The organism is Rhizobium sp. BK008 (assembly GCF_014197345.1).
GTDB classification, from domain to species: Bacteria; Pseudomonadota; Alphaproteobacteria; order Rhizobiales; family Rhizobiaceae; genus Rhizobium; species Rhizobium anhuiense.
Genome location: NZ_JACIFK010000001.1, coordinates 1,753,242 through 1,767,840, shown reverse-complemented (window position 1 = coordinate 1,767,840; position 14,599 = coordinate 1,753,242). Strand labels below are relative to the sequence as shown.

Below are 14,599 nucleotides of genomic sequence, written 5' to 3'. Positions count from 1 at the left end.
GCGTCGTGCTCATTGAAACGAACGGCGTCTGGGCACGGCCGCCACGACATGAAGGTAGGAAGACATGCAGGTTATCGAAACGCTCGCTGAAGGGCTGAAGCGCGAAATCAAGGTCGTTATCCCGGCCAAGGACATGGAAGACAAGATGAATGAGCGTCTTGCCGATGTGAAGGACAAGGTTCGCATCAACGGCTTCCGTCCGGGCAAGGTCCCCGCTGCTCACCTGAAGAAGGTCTATGGCAAGTCGATCATGGCCGACCTCGTCAACGAGATCGTCCGCGAGCAGCCGGCCGCCATCCTGTCCAGCCGCGGCGAAAAGTCGGCCACGCAGCCGGAAATCGCCATGACGGAAGACAAGGACGAAGCCGACAAGATCCTCGCCGCCCAGCAGGATTTCGAATTCACGCTCTCCTATGAAGTGCTGCCGCCGATCGAACTGAAGTCGGTCAAGGGCATCAAGGTCACGCGCGAAGTCATCGACATCTCGGACGACGAAGTCAACGAGCAGGTCCTGAAGGTCGCCGAAAGCGCTCGCGCCTACGAGACCAAGACCGGCAAGGCCGCCAACGGCGACCGCATCACCATGGATTACGTCGGCAAGGTCGACGGTGAAGCCTTCGAAGGCGGCACCGACCAGGGCGCCGAACTGGTGCTCGGCTCCGGCCGTTTCATTCCTGGCTTCGAAGACCAGCTCGTCGGCGTCAAGGCTGGCGATGAGAAGACCATCACCGTGACCTTCCCGGCCGACTATCCGGCCAAGAACCTCGCCGGCAAGGAAGCGACCTTTGATGTCACCGTCAAGGATGTCGCAGCCCCCGGCGCTGTCGAGATCAACGACGAACTCGCCTCCAAGCTCGGCATCGAATCCGCCGACCGCCTGAAGGAAATCGTTCGTGGCCAGATCGAATCGCAGTACGGCTCGCTGACCCGCCAGAAGCTGAAGCGTCAGATTCTCGACCAGCTCGATGAGATGTACAAGTTCGAGACCCCGAACTCGCTCGTCGACGCCGAATATAACGGCATCTGGAGCCAGGTGAACAACGACCTCGCCCAGTCCGGCAAGACCTTCGAGGACGAAGACACGACCGAAGAAAAGGCACGTGAGGAATACAAGACGCTCGCCGAGCGTCGCGTCCGCCTCGGCCTCGTTCTCTCCGAAATCGGCGAAAAGGCCGGCGTCGAAGTCAGCGAAGACGAAATGCAGCGCGCCATCTACGATCAGCTGCGTCAGTATCCGGGCCAGGAAAAGCAGATCCTCGAATTCTTCCGCAGCCAGCCGGGTGCCGCCGCTTCGATCCGCGCGCCGATCTTCGAAGAAAAGGTCATCGATCACTTGCTGACCGAAATCGACGTTACCGACAAGAAGGTGACGAAGGAAGAACTGCTCGCCGAGGAAGAAGGCGAGGCTAAGGCCGAGACCAAGAAGGCCGCGCCGAAGAAGAAGGCTGCCGCCAAGGCCGAAGCAGTTGACGCCGGTGAAGGCGAAGAAGCCGCACCGAAGAAGAAGGCTGCTCCGAAGAAGAAGGCGGCTGACGAAAGCGCCGAATAATCGCTTTTCAGTTCAGAAGTTTGGAAGGCCTCGCCATCGTGCGGGGCCTTTTTCTATTATCTGGGGCAGTTTCATTCTCGCCGCCTACTCCATTGTGCCTATTCATCCGGAACAACAAAGAGTTGCAATAAAGTATAATTCGATGCAGATTTCGCTGATGGTGGGGAGGACCTGAAGATGACTGCAAAGCATGACATGAAGAAGCTTGTGGAGGAAATCTATGCTGTGCGTGACCGCGGCGATATCGAGGGCACGCTGGCGCTGATCGGCGAGGGGTGCACCTTTCGCATGGCCGGTAATACACGGCTGGCGCCCTTTTCGACTGAAGCAAGCGGGCATGCCTTTCGCCAAGCGATAACGCAGCTCATCACGGTATGGGATCTATCGAATATCAAGACATCAGGCATCTATGTCGACGAAGATGAGCACATGGTCTTTGCCCACCGCGAAGGCGAGGTCAGGCACATCCCATCGGGCGTGAGCTTCCATACGGAATTCGTCGACAAGATCCATTTCCGGGATGGGAAACCGGTCAAGATCGTCGAATTCGTCGACACGCTGCAAGTGGCAGAGACGAGCCGGATCATCCAGCTCGCTTAAACGGCCTCCAAAGTCCGAGCGCTTCAAAGCGCGTTGTCAAACTTGATTTGGGGTTTGGTGCGGCCGACAGGGCGTCGGCCGCCGTTAAGATTTAGCGCTCAATGCGCTGTCAGTTGCGCGACTTTCCTGACATGGTTGACGGCTGCGGCGCCGCCGGCGGTCTGGGTGAAGAGGTGGAGCGTTTCCTCTTCGTCGTCGGCGACAGGCGTCAGGGCCTGATCCATATAGGTCTTCGACTTGGCATCCCTTGAAATCAGGAATGCCGAAATCGTCAGGCCAATGATCGTGCCGGCGAGCGAGGCATGTTTGCGGAAGGTTTCCCAGGCGAAGCGCGGCCAGAACACCAGCGGATTTTCGCGCGGCAGGTCCGGGCGACGCTCCGACGGCGTTTTCAGGCGCAGCAGGCCGCTTTGCAGTGGATGCACGTTTTCCAGCGGCACGGTGGTCGCGAAGGAGACGAGAACCTTGACGAGCCTTGCAAGCGGGACTCCGGTTGCCACGGCGCGGCGCAGCAGCGTCTTCATATGATCAGGCGAATAATAGAGCGACCAGGCCTCGTGGTAGATGTCTTCCCACTGCTGCTTGCTCATCTTGGGATGCGCGGTGCAGACATGCTCGACATCGTAGATGTTGAGATCGGCATCCATCTCGACGCCCTTCTTCCATAGGACCTGATGGTCCTCGGAGCCCGGCAACGGCGTCAGGATGAAGAATTCGATGACGTCGAGCGGCAGCTCTTCCTGGATGATCGTAATGTCGCGGCGGATCGATTCCGGCGTATCGGCGGGGAATCCCAGGATATAACCGGCAAGCGTCATGATGCCCTGCGCCTTCCAGGCGAGCAGCATCTTGCGGTATTCGGTGATCTTGTTCTGGTTCTTCTTGGCGGCGGTCAGATTGTCCGGATTGACGTTTTCGAGGCCGATGAAGACACGGGTGACGCCGGCGCGCCGGGATTTCTCGATGAAATTCGGGATCTTGTGGCAAAGCGTGTCGACCTGGATCATCAGGCCGAGCGGAATGCCGTCGCGCTCCTTGAGCTCGATCAACCGGTCGAAGATCGCTTCCCAATCCTTGTTGCGGGCGAAATTGTCGTCGGTGATGAAGAATTTGTGGATGCCCTGCGCCCAGTTCATCCGCACCAGCTTTTCGACGTCGTCGGCCGAGCGGAAGCGCGACTTGCGTCCCTGCACGTTGATGATGGTGCAGAACGAGCACTGATAGGGACAGCCGCGTCCGGCATCGAAGCTGGTGCTGAGCCCGAGCGTGCGCTGGATATTGTCCTTCGGCAGGAAGGGAACCGGTGTGCCGCCGATGCCGGGAAGGTCGTTCATGAAATTGTAGAGCGGCTTCAGCTCGCCGGCGGCGGCGTCGCGCAGCACCATGTCGAGCCGGCCCTCGGCCTCGCCGGCAAACATCGAGATGCCCATGTCACGGCAGGCATCGAGCCCGACCGCCTTGCCATCCAGCATCGACAGGCAGCCGGAAACATGGAAGCCGCCGATGGAAACCGGCAGGCCGGCATCGCGGAAGGGCCGGGCGATATCGAGGGCGCGCGGATATTGGTTGGTCTGGACGCCGACAAGCGCGATCATGCCGAAATTATCGTGCCGCTTGAACTGCGCCAGCAGGCCGGCAAAATCGATCCGCGTATTGGTCTCGTCGATCACGGTGATGTCGATCGCCGTATCGTCTCCGAGCACCTTGCGCTCGGCGCATTCAGCGGCGATGCCATAGAGGGCCGCGAGCGAATTGGAGGGAATCATCGCCCGCCACCAGCGGATGACGTAGCCATCATCGTCATAATGCGACGGCTTGATCAGGATCAGCTGAAAACGTCTGCGGGCAGCTTCCAAGACATGGGACAAGAGTATCTATCTTTCTTTAGAAGCTTTTGCCCGAAGGCAAAATGGATTTGAAGGCATCTATCAGGCACGGCGTATCAATGCGATTTAGGCGGTCAAACTAAGGCGTAAAAAAAGGCACGGCGCGCAAACGCTTCGCGAAACTTGTCATTCCTTAATATACTACCCGATATCCAGCAGCAATGCGCGGTGGTCGGAGACCTCAGGCGCCTCGACCACCTCGAATTTGGCAACCTTCACCGCCGGTGTAACCAGCATGTAATCGGCAAAGCGGCCCTGCTTCAGATAGTAGGAGGTTCGTGTGTCTACAAGACCGTTTCCGGTGACGAGATCGGAAAGCCCGAGTCTGGCGAGAGTCGTGAAGGTCGCACTGTCGGGCAGCACGTTGAAATCGCCGCAGACGACGAGCCCTTCGTCGCCGGGCCAGACGCGCTCGATCAGCCCGACCAGCGCTGCGGCCTGCGCCTCGCGCGCCGCCGTGTCGCCCTTGCCTGCAGGGTCGCGCAGGCCATGCAGGTGGGCGATGGTCATGGAAGAAGCGGGCTCATGGCTGAAGAGACGAATGCAATGGGCGTTTCGCGGCCGCGGATGGTCGCCCCAGCCATCGGCGGAAAAACGGCCATGCACGAAGTCCAGCCCCTGGGCGATGACGGAATGCGTTTTGCGCACGAAGGTCGCCAACCCGAATTCGGCGGCAATGGCGGTATCGCCGTTGAAGAACTCGCCTCTCGATGTCGGGTAGAAGAAGCCGTCATGGCCGGGCAGGGCGGCGCTGAGCTCAGTGAATAAATTGAAGCGCTGTGGCAGCTCCAGCCCCGCATCCCGATAGATCGACCATCCTGAACCCGCACCCGGCGCTCGCAATACCTCCTGCAGACACAGCACATCCGGATCGGCCTGTGCGACATAGTCGATCAGGGCCTCGTGCAGCCTGCCGCCCCATGCGTTGAGCGAGATGATGCGCAATGTCGTTCGGCTCCGTTTTGGCGGCCGGATCTGCTGTCTACGCGGCGAACTTTAAAGTTCCGACTTGATGTCGCCCATCCGGTTCCAGGCATCGAGGCCGGCGATCTTGTAGGCTTCGGCGAGTGTCGGATAGTTGAAGGTGTTTTCGACGAAATATTCGACGGTGCCTTTGAGGTTGAGCACCGCCTGACCGATATGGACCAGCTCGGTGGCGCCTTCGCCGACGATATGCACGCCGAGCAGACGGCGAGTCTTCAGCGAGAAGATCAGCTTCAAAAGGCCGGTGTCGAGGCCCATGATATGCCCGCGCGAGGTTTCGCGGAAGCGGGCGATGCCGCATTCATAGGGAATGCCGCGCTCCTTCATCTCCTCTTCAGTCAGGCCGCAGGTCGAAATCTCCGGCACGGCATAGATGCCGTAGGGGAAATATTTCGGCGGCTCCTTGGCGACCGCGCCGATCGCGACGCGGGCGGCGATGCGGCCCTGTTCCATCGAGGTCGAGGCAAGGCTCGGAAAGCCGACGACGTCGCCGGCGGCGTAAACGTTGGCAACCGATGTCTGGAACGTCTCCGGATTGACCTTGAGACGGCCGCGGCTATCGGCTTCGAGGCCGATGGCCGGAAGATTCAGTGCGTCAGTCGCTCCCATGCGGCCGGCGGCGAAAAGCACCATGTCGGTCGTCAGGCGCCGGCCACTGTCGAGCGTCAGCTCGACCTTGCCGTTGTCGAGCGTCTCAACCTTGTCGGCCTTCTGGCCGAGCAGCAGCTTCATGTTGCGGTCACGCAGCTGATAGGTGAAGTCCTCGACGATTTCCTTGTCGATGAAGTCGAGCATCGTCGCCTTCGGGTCGATGACGGTGACGGCCGTGTCGAGCGCGCTGAAGATCGTCGCATATTCGATGCCGATGACGCCGGCGCCGATGACGACCATCGATCGCGGCAGCTCCTGGATGTCGAGCAACTCGTCGCTGTCGAGTACGGTCTTGCCGTCGAAAGGTATGTAATCGGGACGGAACGGCTTTGTGCCGACGGCGAGCAGTACGCTGGCGGCGGTGACCTGCGTGGTCTCGCCGTCATCCTTGATCACCTGCAGCGTCGACGCATCGATGAAGCTCGCCTTGCCGCGAATATGCTGCACGCGGTTGCGGGCGAACTGGTGTTCCAGCACCTCGACCTCGTGGTTGAGCGTAATCAGCAGGCGGCGGCGCAAATCATCTGCACTGATCTCTTCCTTGACGCGATAAGACCGGCCATAGAAGCCGCGTTCGCGCCAGCCGGAAAGGTTGAGCGCGGTCTCGCGCAGCGTTTTGGAGGGGATGGTACCGGTATGCACGGACACGCCGCCGACGCGTTTGCCCTGCTCGATGACAAGCACTTTCTTGCCGAGTTTTGCAGCCTGGATGGCGCCGCGGCGCCCTGCGGGACCGCTGCCCACCACAACGAGATCGTACTGAAGCATCATCAAGCCCCGGATTGGAAAGGAATCATTTTGCGACGCAAAATGTCGCCCGTCCATCGTTAGCCGGTCAATGTTACAGATTGTTTTACGGCCGCCTGATTGGTCCTGACGGGCGCTTTTTCGGGCAAGTGAGCCCTTCGGGAAACAGCTTTACGCCATGATGTCGGCGCGCGACGGTTTTCATGCGCGGGTGATGTAGTCCGCGGAAATATCGCTGACCTTGGTAACGCCGAGCAACGCCATATTGCTGTGCAGTTCCGTCTTCAGGATGTCCGCCGCCTTAAGCACGCCCGGTAACCCCGCGACGGCTGCGGCATAAAGGAACGGCCTGCCCACGAACACGAAACGGGCCCCGAGCGCGAGAGCCTTCATGATATCAGTTCCACGCCTGAAACCGCCATCGACCATGACGGCAACGCTGTCTCCGACACGTGCTGCAATCTCCGGAAGCACCTGAAGCGGTGAAGCGGTGCCGTCAAGCTGGCGGCCGCCATGGTTGGAGACGATCACTCCATCCGCCCCGGTGTCGGCAGCTCGGGCCGCGTCGTCAGGATGCATGATCCCCTTGACCACAAGTTTGCCGGACCACCTGTTGCGGATCCGCTCCAAATGATTCCAGTTGAGGTGGTCGCGCCTGCCGAAATCGCGCGTGACGTTCGAGGAGATGATCGGCGCGCCTCTTGTGGCATAGGAATTTTCAAAATGCGGAATGCCGTGCCGAACGATCGTGCGCAAGAATGTGCCGGTGGTCCAACGCGGGTGCGAGATGCCCTGCCATGCCAGGCGCAGACCTGGACGCAAAGGCGTCGAAAATCCGGCCCTTACATTGTTTTCCCGATTTGGCAGCGTGGCTGTGTCCACGGTCAGCAGAAGTGTGCGCAAGCCGGCCGCGCCGACGCGATCGATGAGAGCATCGATACGATCGGGTTCGCCGGGGAGATAGGCCTGAAACCACGCTTGTGGCGAAGCCGCAGCGATCTCTTCTAAGGGGATAAGTGATGAACCGCTTATGATCATCGGGATTCCCGATTGGTCCGCTCCTTGCGCGAGCACGATGTCACCTCGATAGGCCATCAGCGCACTGATACCCATCGGCGCGATGCCGAACGGTGCGGCATGGGTCTTGCCGAAGAGGCTCGTCTCGGTGCTGCGTTTCGAGACGTCCCGAAGGACACGAGGCCGGAAGGCATACGCCTGGAAAGCTTCCGCGTTATGCCGCAGCGATGCATTGGTCTCGGTCGCGCCTGCGATATAACCGAATAGAGGCTTTGGCAGATGTCGCCGCGCCTTCATTTCAAAATCATCGAGGCAGAGCACGTCGCGGCAGAGCCGGGTCGATCGATCGGTGTTGCCGCTGCTGATCGTCATGGAGCTTCATCTTCTCGGTATTCGGGCGGGCATTGTTCAGAGATGGTGGTTGCAGGATTGCATACAATCCCGCACCACCAACTGCTGTCAACTCCGGCATTCCGCAGTCTTCCCACACCGATAAGCTGCCGCAGGATCGACGTGCGGCGGCCTCGCACCTCGTCGGCGGTCGGTCCTGGCTTTTGTTCAGATCAGCTTCAGCCCCTTCAGGCTGACATGGCCATCCCTGCCGATGATGACGTGGTCGTGGACGGTGATATCGAGCGCCTTGGCGGCTTCGATGATGACCATCGTCATGTCGATGTCGGCGCGTGACGGTGTCGGGTCGCCGGAGGGGTGGTTGTGGACGAGCACCATCGCCGTTGCCGAAAGCTCCAGCGCGCGTTTCACCACCTCGCGCGGATAGACCGGCGTATGGTCGACCGTGCCGCGGCCCTGGACCTCGTCGGCGATCAGCACATTGCGCTTGTCGAGGAAGAGGATGCGGAATTGTTCGCGGGTCTCGTGCGCCATCGCGGCATGGCAATACTGGATGACCGAAGACCACGAGGACAGGACCTGTTTGCTCCTGAGCTCGCTCTTCAGCGTCCGATGGGTCACAGTCGAGATCAGCTTCAGGTCGAGCGCCACGGCCTCGCCGACGCCCTTCACCTCCGTCAGCAGCGCTGCTGGCGCACCGAAGACGCCGGAAAGCGAGCCGAATCGCTCGATCAGCGCCTTGGCGATTGGCTTGGTATCACGCCGCGGGATCAGCCGGAAAAGCAAGAGCTCGAGGATTTCGTAGTCGGCAAGCGCGGTGTCGCCCAGTTCGCGGAAGCGGTCACGCAACCGCTCGCGATGACCATGATAATGTTCTTGCGCGGCGAGCGAGGCGGGCAGGGCGGTCCTGCCATTCGCCGCGGACGACTTTTGCGGCCGTCCGCCGAAGAACGAGCGTTCGTCGGCTGCAATGGGCTCTTGCGTTGGGAAAGGCAACTCGTCGTCGGAGGATGTTGCAGCAGGTCCCTTCGCCATCGGATCGTCACCCGTTGTGCGACGGCAGGCCGGGGCGGTCGAGCCCGCCCGGCGACAGCGTGAAGATCTCGCAGCCGTTGGAGGTGACGCCGACCGTATGTTCGTACTGCGCCGAAAGCGAGCGGTCGCGGGTCACCGCCGTCCAGCCGTCGGCCAGCACCTTCACATGCGGCCGGCCGAGATTGATCATCGGCTCGATGGTGAAGATCATGCCTTCGCGCAATTCCGGCCCTTCATTGGCGCGGCCGTAATGCAGGATGTTCGGCGAATCATGGAACAGCCGGCCGACACCGTGGCCGCAGAAATCGCGCACCACCGAACAGCGCTCGGCCTCGGCATAGGTCTGGATCGCCTCGCCGATCGCGCCGGTGCGGGCGCCCGGCCTGACGGCTGATATCCCGCGCATCAGCGATTCATAGGTGACCTCGAGCAGGCGCTCGGCGGCGCGCTTGATCGTGCCGACAGGGTACATCCGGCTGGAATCGCCGTGCCAGCCGTCGAGCACGAAGGTGACGTCGATATTGACGATATCGCCTTCGCGCAGCGGCTTGTCGTTCGGAATGCCATGGCAGACGACATGGTTGATCGAGGTGCAGGTTGATTTGGTATAGCCGCGATAGTTCAGCGTCGCCGGATAGGCGCCGTGATCCAGACCGAAATCGAAGACGAACCGGTCGATCTCATCGGTCAGCAGGCCGGGCTTGACGATATCGGCAAGCGCATCGAGGCAGCGCGCGGTCAGCTGGCATGCCCTGCGCATGCCCTCGAATGCTTCAGCGTCATAAAGCCGGATGGCCCCGGTATTCTTCGGCGGCGCGGAAGAGGCTTCGATATAGTTCACCATTGCAGGGCCTTAGCAGAGATTATTAGATTTGTTCATAATGCAGCTATGCCGGGTTCGTCCATCGCGATCAACCGCCAGGACGAGATTTCTGACCGGATCGGATCCGTTTGGCGTGCAGCTTTCCAAATCGGTCCGAGGCCAAATCGTTGGACCGGATGGAATATCCACAATCTTCCCAAGGGGATAGGATTGATTGCCTGAAATCTCCGCGTTACTCACCGATTGGTGACAGCGGGGAAGGGGCATTCATGCTGAACGAAGCGATTAATCTTGAGATCTTACCGGAGGCCGCCGGCGAGCCGGAACGGCGCGTGCGTGATCGCGGCGCCACCGAGCGCGCCATCCTTGCCGCCGCCAAGGGTCTGCTGGCCGAGGAAGGTTTCCAGAATTTCGGCATCAACGCGGTCGCCCGCCGCGCCGGTTGCGACAAGCAGCTGATCTATCGCTACTATGGTGGCCTCGACGGCCTGGTCGAAGCGATCGGCGCCGATCTCGGCACATGGGTGAAGGATCGCATTCCGGAAGACACGGGCGGCATGTTCCTGCTCACCTATGGCGACCTGATGGAGCGGCTGTCGCTTCTCCTCCTCGATGCCTTGAGAGATGATCCGTTGATGCGCCGCATCCTCGCCTGGGAAATATCGGAAAACACCGAGCAGGTGAGGCGGCTGTCCGAAGCGCGTTCGAAGGCGCTCGCTCTCTGGCTGGAGCGCATGCGCGGCTCGCTGGCGCCGCCGAAGGGCGTGGATGCGGCAGCCGTGAATGCCGTGATTATCGCGGCGATCCAGCACCTCGTGCTTGCTGCTGCGGCCGGCGGGCAATGCGCCGGCCTGTCGCTGAAGATATCCAAGGATTGGGAGAAGGCGGCGACGGCGCTGAAGCGCATCGTGCGCGGCGTCTACGGCTGAGATCTGCTCATCCACAGGGGGCGGGCGCCGCGTTAACCTTAACAAATGGTTTACGTTGCGCGGGTCTGGTTAAGCCGACAGTGTGGTGGTGAGCAGAGATGTATGAGTGAGAGCCCCCGAGTTGACGCCCATGGGAACGAAGATCGCTAAAGCCGCGTTTCTGGTGACGGCGATGATGTTTTTCGCAGTCCTGGCGCTGGATATTGCAATTCCGACGCTGGTGCTTTGCATCATGGCATCGTCAACTTGGTTGGTCTCCCTCGATCTGCCCGTCGCGCGCAAGCATGGAGGAGAGGCCGCATGAAGTGGTTTCTGATCTTCTGGGCCGGCCCCATCGTCTTTCTGGGCGGATGGTACTGGCTCTCCTATTATGACATGAATTTCGGCATCTTCATGCTGACGCGGCAGGTCCACGACCTGACGTTCCAGCTGTACGGCGACGCATTGGGCATTCCGCCGGAGACCATCCCGCCGCTCGTGGCCCGCGCGATCGCGGTCGACAGCCTCGTCGTCTTCGCCATTCTCGGTCTGCGCAAGCGCAAATCGATCATCGCCTGGTGGCAGGCGCGTCAGCCGCTGAATTCGTCTCCCGACCTTGCCAGCAAGGAAAGCCTGTCGAGCGCGCCCTGAAGGATGAAGCTTGCCGCGGCCGAATCGATCCGTTCGGCCCGCTTGGCGCGCGAGACGTCCATTTCGAGCAGCGTCCGTTCGGCCGCCACCGTTGAAAGCCGCTCGTCCCAATAGACGAAGGGCAGCGCTGTCTTCTGCTCCATGTTGCGCACGAAGGCGCGCGTTGCCTGCACCCGCGGACCCGCCGATCCGTCCATATTCATCGGCAGGCCGATGATGAAGCCGGCGACTTTTTCCGATTCTGCAAAGTCCAGCAGCGCCTGCGCATCGATGGTGAACTTGACGCGCCGGATCACCGTGCGCGGCGTGGCGAAACGCCGCCCGAGATCAGACATCGACAGCCCGATCGTCTTGGTGCCGAGATCGAGGCCGGCAATCGCCTGTCGCGGGGCAAGCGTCTCGGCCATTTCCTCGATCGTCAGCACCGTCATCGCCATTTCATCCCGTCAAAAGAAATTGAAGTCGTTGCCGCTTTTCTTTGTGGCCACGTAAGATATGTCCTTAGAGCATGATGCCGAAAAGTGTGAGCGGTTTTCGGGCGACATCATGCTCCAATTCTTTGATTGAGATGCGGGTGGAGATTGAGGCCGATCCCGCCCAAAATCATCCGGATCTCCTATCGAAGCCTGCTTTTGCATCACGTAATAAAGGAGACATTTCATGAAGATCACCTGGCTCGGCCATTCCGCCTTCCGCATCGAGACATCAAAGGCGAAGATCCTGCTCGACCCGTTCCTCAGCTATAACGCCTCCTTTTCCGGCCAGGATATCAAGGATGTTGCGGCAGGCATTACCCACATCCTGCTCACGCATGGCCATGGAGACCATGTTGGCGACACCATCGCACTTGCCAAGGAAACCGGCGCCGTCGTTCTCGCCAATGCCGATCTTGCCGCCTGGCTCGGCTCCAAGGGCGTTGACAAGATCGAGATGGGCAATACCGGCGGCACGATCGCGCTCGGCAGCTTCTCGGCGACCTTCACCAATGCGCTGCACTCATCTGCCCAGATCACCGAAGACGGCGTTTCGCACGCGCTCGGCAACGCCAACGGCCTGATGCTGCATTTCGACGACGAAGCCTCGATTCTTGCCATGGGCGATACCGACATCTTCTCCGACATGGCGCTGATCAATGAGTTGCACCAGCCCGATATCGGTCTCGTGCCGATCGGCGACCGCTTCACCATGGGCGGCGCCGTGGCAGCCCTTGCCTGCCGGCGCTATTTCAACTTCAAGACCGCCATCCCCTGCCACTACGGAACCTTCCCGATCATCGAGCAGACCGCCGAAAAATTCGTTGCCGGCATGGAAGGATCGCAGACGGAAGTGAAGGCACTGAAGCCCTCCGAGAGCCTGTCGATCTGACGAAACCCCGTTGCGTAAGGCGGACATGGCCTTTATAGCGGGTAGGAAAAATCCTATCCGGAGAATGCCATGTCCGTCGATCTTGCCACCGTGAAGCGCGTCGCCCGCCTTGCACGTATTGCCGTCTCCGAGGATGAGGCAAATCGCATGGTCGGTGAGCTGAACGGTATCCTTGGCTTCGTCGAGCAACTCTCCGAAGTGAATGTCGATGGCGTCGAGGCGATGACGTCAGTCACCCCGATGGCGATGAAGAAGCGGAGCGATGAGGTGACCGACGGCGGCAAGGCAGCCGATATCGTCGCCAATGCGCCCGTCACCGATCACAATTTTTTCCTGGTGCCGAAAGTCGTCGAATAAGGCTTCGAAGCCTCTTTCCGACCCTGTTGCCATTTCCAGATCTGAAGCGAAAACACGATGAGCGAACTCACCAGCCTGACCATTGCCGAAGCCCGCCAGAAGCTGCGCGCCAAGGAAATCACCGCGACCGAACTGACCGAAGCCTATATCTCGGCGATCGATGCCGCCAATGGCCAGCTGAATGCCTATATAAAGGTGACGCCGGATCTCGCCCGCGTCATGGCGAAGAATTCCGACGCGCGCATCGCCGCCGGCAAGGCAGGCGATCTCGAAGGAATCCCGCTCGGCATCAAGGATCTCTTTGCCACAGTCGGTGTGCACACCCAGGCCTGCAGCCATATTCTTGATGGTTTCGAGCCCCGTTATGAATCGACCGTGACGCAGAACCTCTGGGATGACGGCGCCGTCATGCTCGGCAAGCTGAACATGGACGAGTTCGCCATGGGCTCCTCCAACGAGACGTCGTATTATGGCGCGGTCATCAACCCTTGGCGCTCCGCGGGCTCCAACCAGCAGCTCGTGCCCGGCGGCTCCTCCGGCGGCTCGGCCGCGGCCGTCGCCGCGCATCTTTGCGCCGGCGCTACCGCGACCGATACCGGCGGCTCGATCCGCCAGCCGGCAGCCTTCACCGGCACCGTCGGTATCAAGCCGACCTATGGCCGCTGCTCGCGCTGGGGTACCGTCGCTTTCGCATCCTCGCTCGATCAGGCGGGCCCGATCGCCCGCGACGTGCGCGACGCCGCCATCCTTTTGAAGTCGATGGCAAGCGTCGATGCCAAGGACACCACGTCGGTCGATCTGCCGGTGCCGGATTATGAAGCCGCGATCGGCCAGTCGCTGAAGGGCATGAAGATCGGTATTCCCAACGAATACCGCGTCGATGGCATGCCGGATGAGATCGAAGCCATCTGGCGCCAGGGCATCGCCTGGCTGAAGGAAGCCGGCGCCGAGATCGTCGACATCTCGCTGCCGCACACCAAATACGCCCTTCCGGCCTATTACATCGTCGCTCCCGCCGAGGCATCCTCGAACCTCGCCCGTTACGACGGCGTGCGCTACGGCCTGCGTGTCGACGGCAAGGATATCGTCGACATGTACGAGAAGACACGTGCCGCGGGCTTCGGCAAGGAAGTCAAGCGCCGCATCATGATCGGCACCTATGTGCTGTCCGCCGGCTATTACGACGCCTATTATATCCGCGCCCAGAAGGTCCGCACGCTGATCAAGCGCGATTTCGAACTCGCTTTCGATGCCGGCGTCGACGCCATCCTGACGCCGGCAACACCGTCGTCGGCCTTCGGCGTCGCCGATGAGAACCTCGCCGCCGATCCGGTGAAGATGTATCTGAACGACATCTTCACGGTGACGGTCAACATGGCGGGCCTGCCCGGCATCGCCGTGCCGGCCGGCCTCGACCAGAAGGGTCTGCCGCTCGGTCTGCAGCTGATCGGCAAGCCCTTTGATGAGGAAACCCTCTTCAAGACCGCCCATATCATCGAGCAGGCGGCCGGCCGGTTTACGCCCGCCAAGTGGTGGTAGCCGACTTAACGATCCGAGAGACATAGGCGCCGATCGTAAGGCGGTCGGCGCCCGGCCTTTTTCCTGATCGACAGGCCATTTTTTCATATTTGTTCCTTCGAGCCGGAACTCAGCACCTCCCTGTTGTCCATAACCA

15 protein-coding genes are annotated in these 14,599 nt (G+C 60.6%); 8 read left to right on the top strand and 7 right to left on the bottom strand.

Translation table 11 applies throughout. The annotated features are described in order from the left end of the window. The first annotated feature begins 64 nt into the window (after positions 1-64). On the top strand, positions 65-1,549 hold the full coding sequence (gene tig / locus FHT69_RS08660; RefSeq protein WP_047614811.1) for a trigger factor: 1,485 nt from the start codon (positions 65-67) through the stop codon (positions 1,547-1,549). Positions 1,550-1,726: 177 nt separating this feature from the next. Further along, complete coding sequence (locus tag FHT69_RS08655) at positions 1,727-2,149, top strand: nuclear transport factor 2 family protein (RefSeq protein WP_047614813.1); 423 nt, start codon at positions 1,727-1,729, stop codon at positions 2,147-2,149. A 98-nt stretch (positions 2,150-2,247) separates the two neighbouring features. Here FHT69_RS08655 and FHT69_RS08650 read toward each other — a convergent pair whose 3' ends face one another. The 6 genes from FHT69_RS08650 to map all read right to left on the bottom strand — a co-directional run bounded on the left by FHT69_RS08650 (position 2,248) and on the right by map (position 9,664). Beyond that, complete coding sequence (locus FHT69_RS08650; protein ID WP_097543847.1) at positions 2,248-4,017, bottom strand: B12-binding domain-containing radical SAM protein; 1,770 nt, start codon at positions 4,015-4,017, stop codon at positions 2,248-2,250. Positions 4,018-4,176: 159 nt separating this feature from the next. Beyond that, the gene (locus FHT69_RS08645) at positions 4,177-4,980 is read right to left on the bottom strand and encodes an endonuclease/exonuclease/phosphatase family protein (protein ID WP_183905228.1); all 804 of its coding nucleotides are present in this window, start codon (positions 4,978-4,980) and stop codon (positions 4,177-4,179) included. Between the two features lie 51 nt (positions 4,981-5,031). Next, positions 5,032-6,438 carry a Si-specific NAD(P)(+) transhydrogenase gene (sthA, locus tag FHT69_RS08640; RefSeq protein ID WP_047615374.1) on the bottom strand — a complete coding sequence of 469 codons (1,407 nt, stop codon included), beginning with the start codon at positions 6,436-6,438 and terminating at the stop codon, positions 5,032-5,034. 180 nt (positions 6,439-6,618) lie between these two features. Continuing rightward, positions 6,619-7,806: an alpha-hydroxy acid oxidase gene (locus tag FHT69_RS08635; protein ID WP_183905227.1), complete on the bottom strand. Its 1,188-nt coding sequence runs from the start codon at positions 7,804-7,806 to the stop codon at positions 6,619-6,621. Between the two features lie 186 nt (positions 7,807-7,992). Beyond that, on the bottom strand, positions 7,993-8,820 hold the full coding sequence (gene radC, locus FHT69_RS08630; protein WP_183905226.1) for a RadC family protein: 828 nt from the start codon (positions 8,818-8,820) through the stop codon (positions 7,993-7,995). 7 nt (positions 8,821-8,827) lie between these two features. Further along, positions 8,828-9,664, bottom strand: coding sequence for a type I methionyl aminopeptidase (map, locus tag FHT69_RS08625; RefSeq protein ID WP_047614822.1), 837 nt, complete (start codon positions 9,662-9,664; stop codon positions 8,828-8,830). A 248-nt stretch (positions 9,665-9,912) separates the two neighbouring features. Between map and FHT69_RS08620 the strand changes: the two genes are divergently transcribed. The 3 genes from FHT69_RS08620 to FHT69_RS08610 all read left to right on the top strand — a co-directional run bounded on the left by FHT69_RS08620 (position 9,913) and on the right by FHT69_RS08610 (position 11,202). Further along, a complete protein-coding gene (locus tag FHT69_RS08620; protein WP_047614823.1) occupies positions 9,913-10,572 on the top strand; it encodes a TetR/AcrR family transcriptional regulator in 660 nt (219 codons plus the stop codon). Between the two features lie 130 nt (positions 10,573-10,702). Next, positions 10,703-10,876 (top strand): hypothetical protein, encoded by a 174-nt coding sequence (locus FHT69_RS08615; protein ID WP_024320670.1) that lies wholly within the window; start codon positions 10,703-10,705, stop codon positions 10,874-10,876. After that, complete coding sequence (locus FHT69_RS08610; protein WP_183905225.1) at positions 10,873-11,202, top strand: DUF6105 family protein; 330 nt, start codon at positions 10,873-10,875, stop codon at positions 11,200-11,202. The genes FHT69_RS08615 and FHT69_RS08610 overlap by 4 nt, the downstream gene beginning before the upstream one ends. Here the strand turns inward: FHT69_RS08610 and ruvX are convergent. Then, entirely contained in the window at positions 11,142-11,633 is a 492-nt protein-coding gene (gene ruvX / locus FHT69_RS08605) for a Holliday junction resolvase RuvX (RefSeq protein WP_183905224.1), read from the bottom strand. The genes FHT69_RS08610 and ruvX overlap by 61 nt on opposite strands. A 229-nt stretch (positions 11,634-11,862) precedes the next feature. On the opposite strand from ruvX, the gene FHT69_RS08600 reads away from it, so the two are divergent. The 3 genes from FHT69_RS08600 (at position 11,863) to gatA (ending at position 14,463) form a co-directional block, all read left to right on the top strand. After that, positions 11,863-12,567 (top strand): metal-dependent hydrolase, encoded by a 705-nt coding sequence (locus FHT69_RS08600; protein ID WP_047614827.1) that lies wholly within the window; start codon positions 11,863-11,865, stop codon positions 12,565-12,567. A gap of 69 nt (positions 12,568-12,636) precedes the next feature. Next, complete coding sequence (gene gatC / locus FHT69_RS08595) at positions 12,637-12,924, top strand: Asp-tRNA(Asn)/Glu-tRNA(Gln) amidotransferase subunit GatC (RefSeq protein ID WP_047614828.1); 288 nt, start codon at positions 12,637-12,639, stop codon at positions 12,922-12,924. A gap of 57 nt (positions 12,925-12,981) precedes the next feature. Then, the gene (gene gatA / locus FHT69_RS08590) at positions 12,982-14,463 is read left to right on the top strand and encodes an Asp-tRNA(Asn)/Glu-tRNA(Gln) amidotransferase subunit GatA (protein ID WP_183905223.1); all 1,482 of its coding nucleotides are present in this window, start codon (positions 12,982-12,984) and stop codon (positions 14,461-14,463) included. The last annotated feature ends 136 nt before the right edge of the window (positions 14,464-14,599 follow it).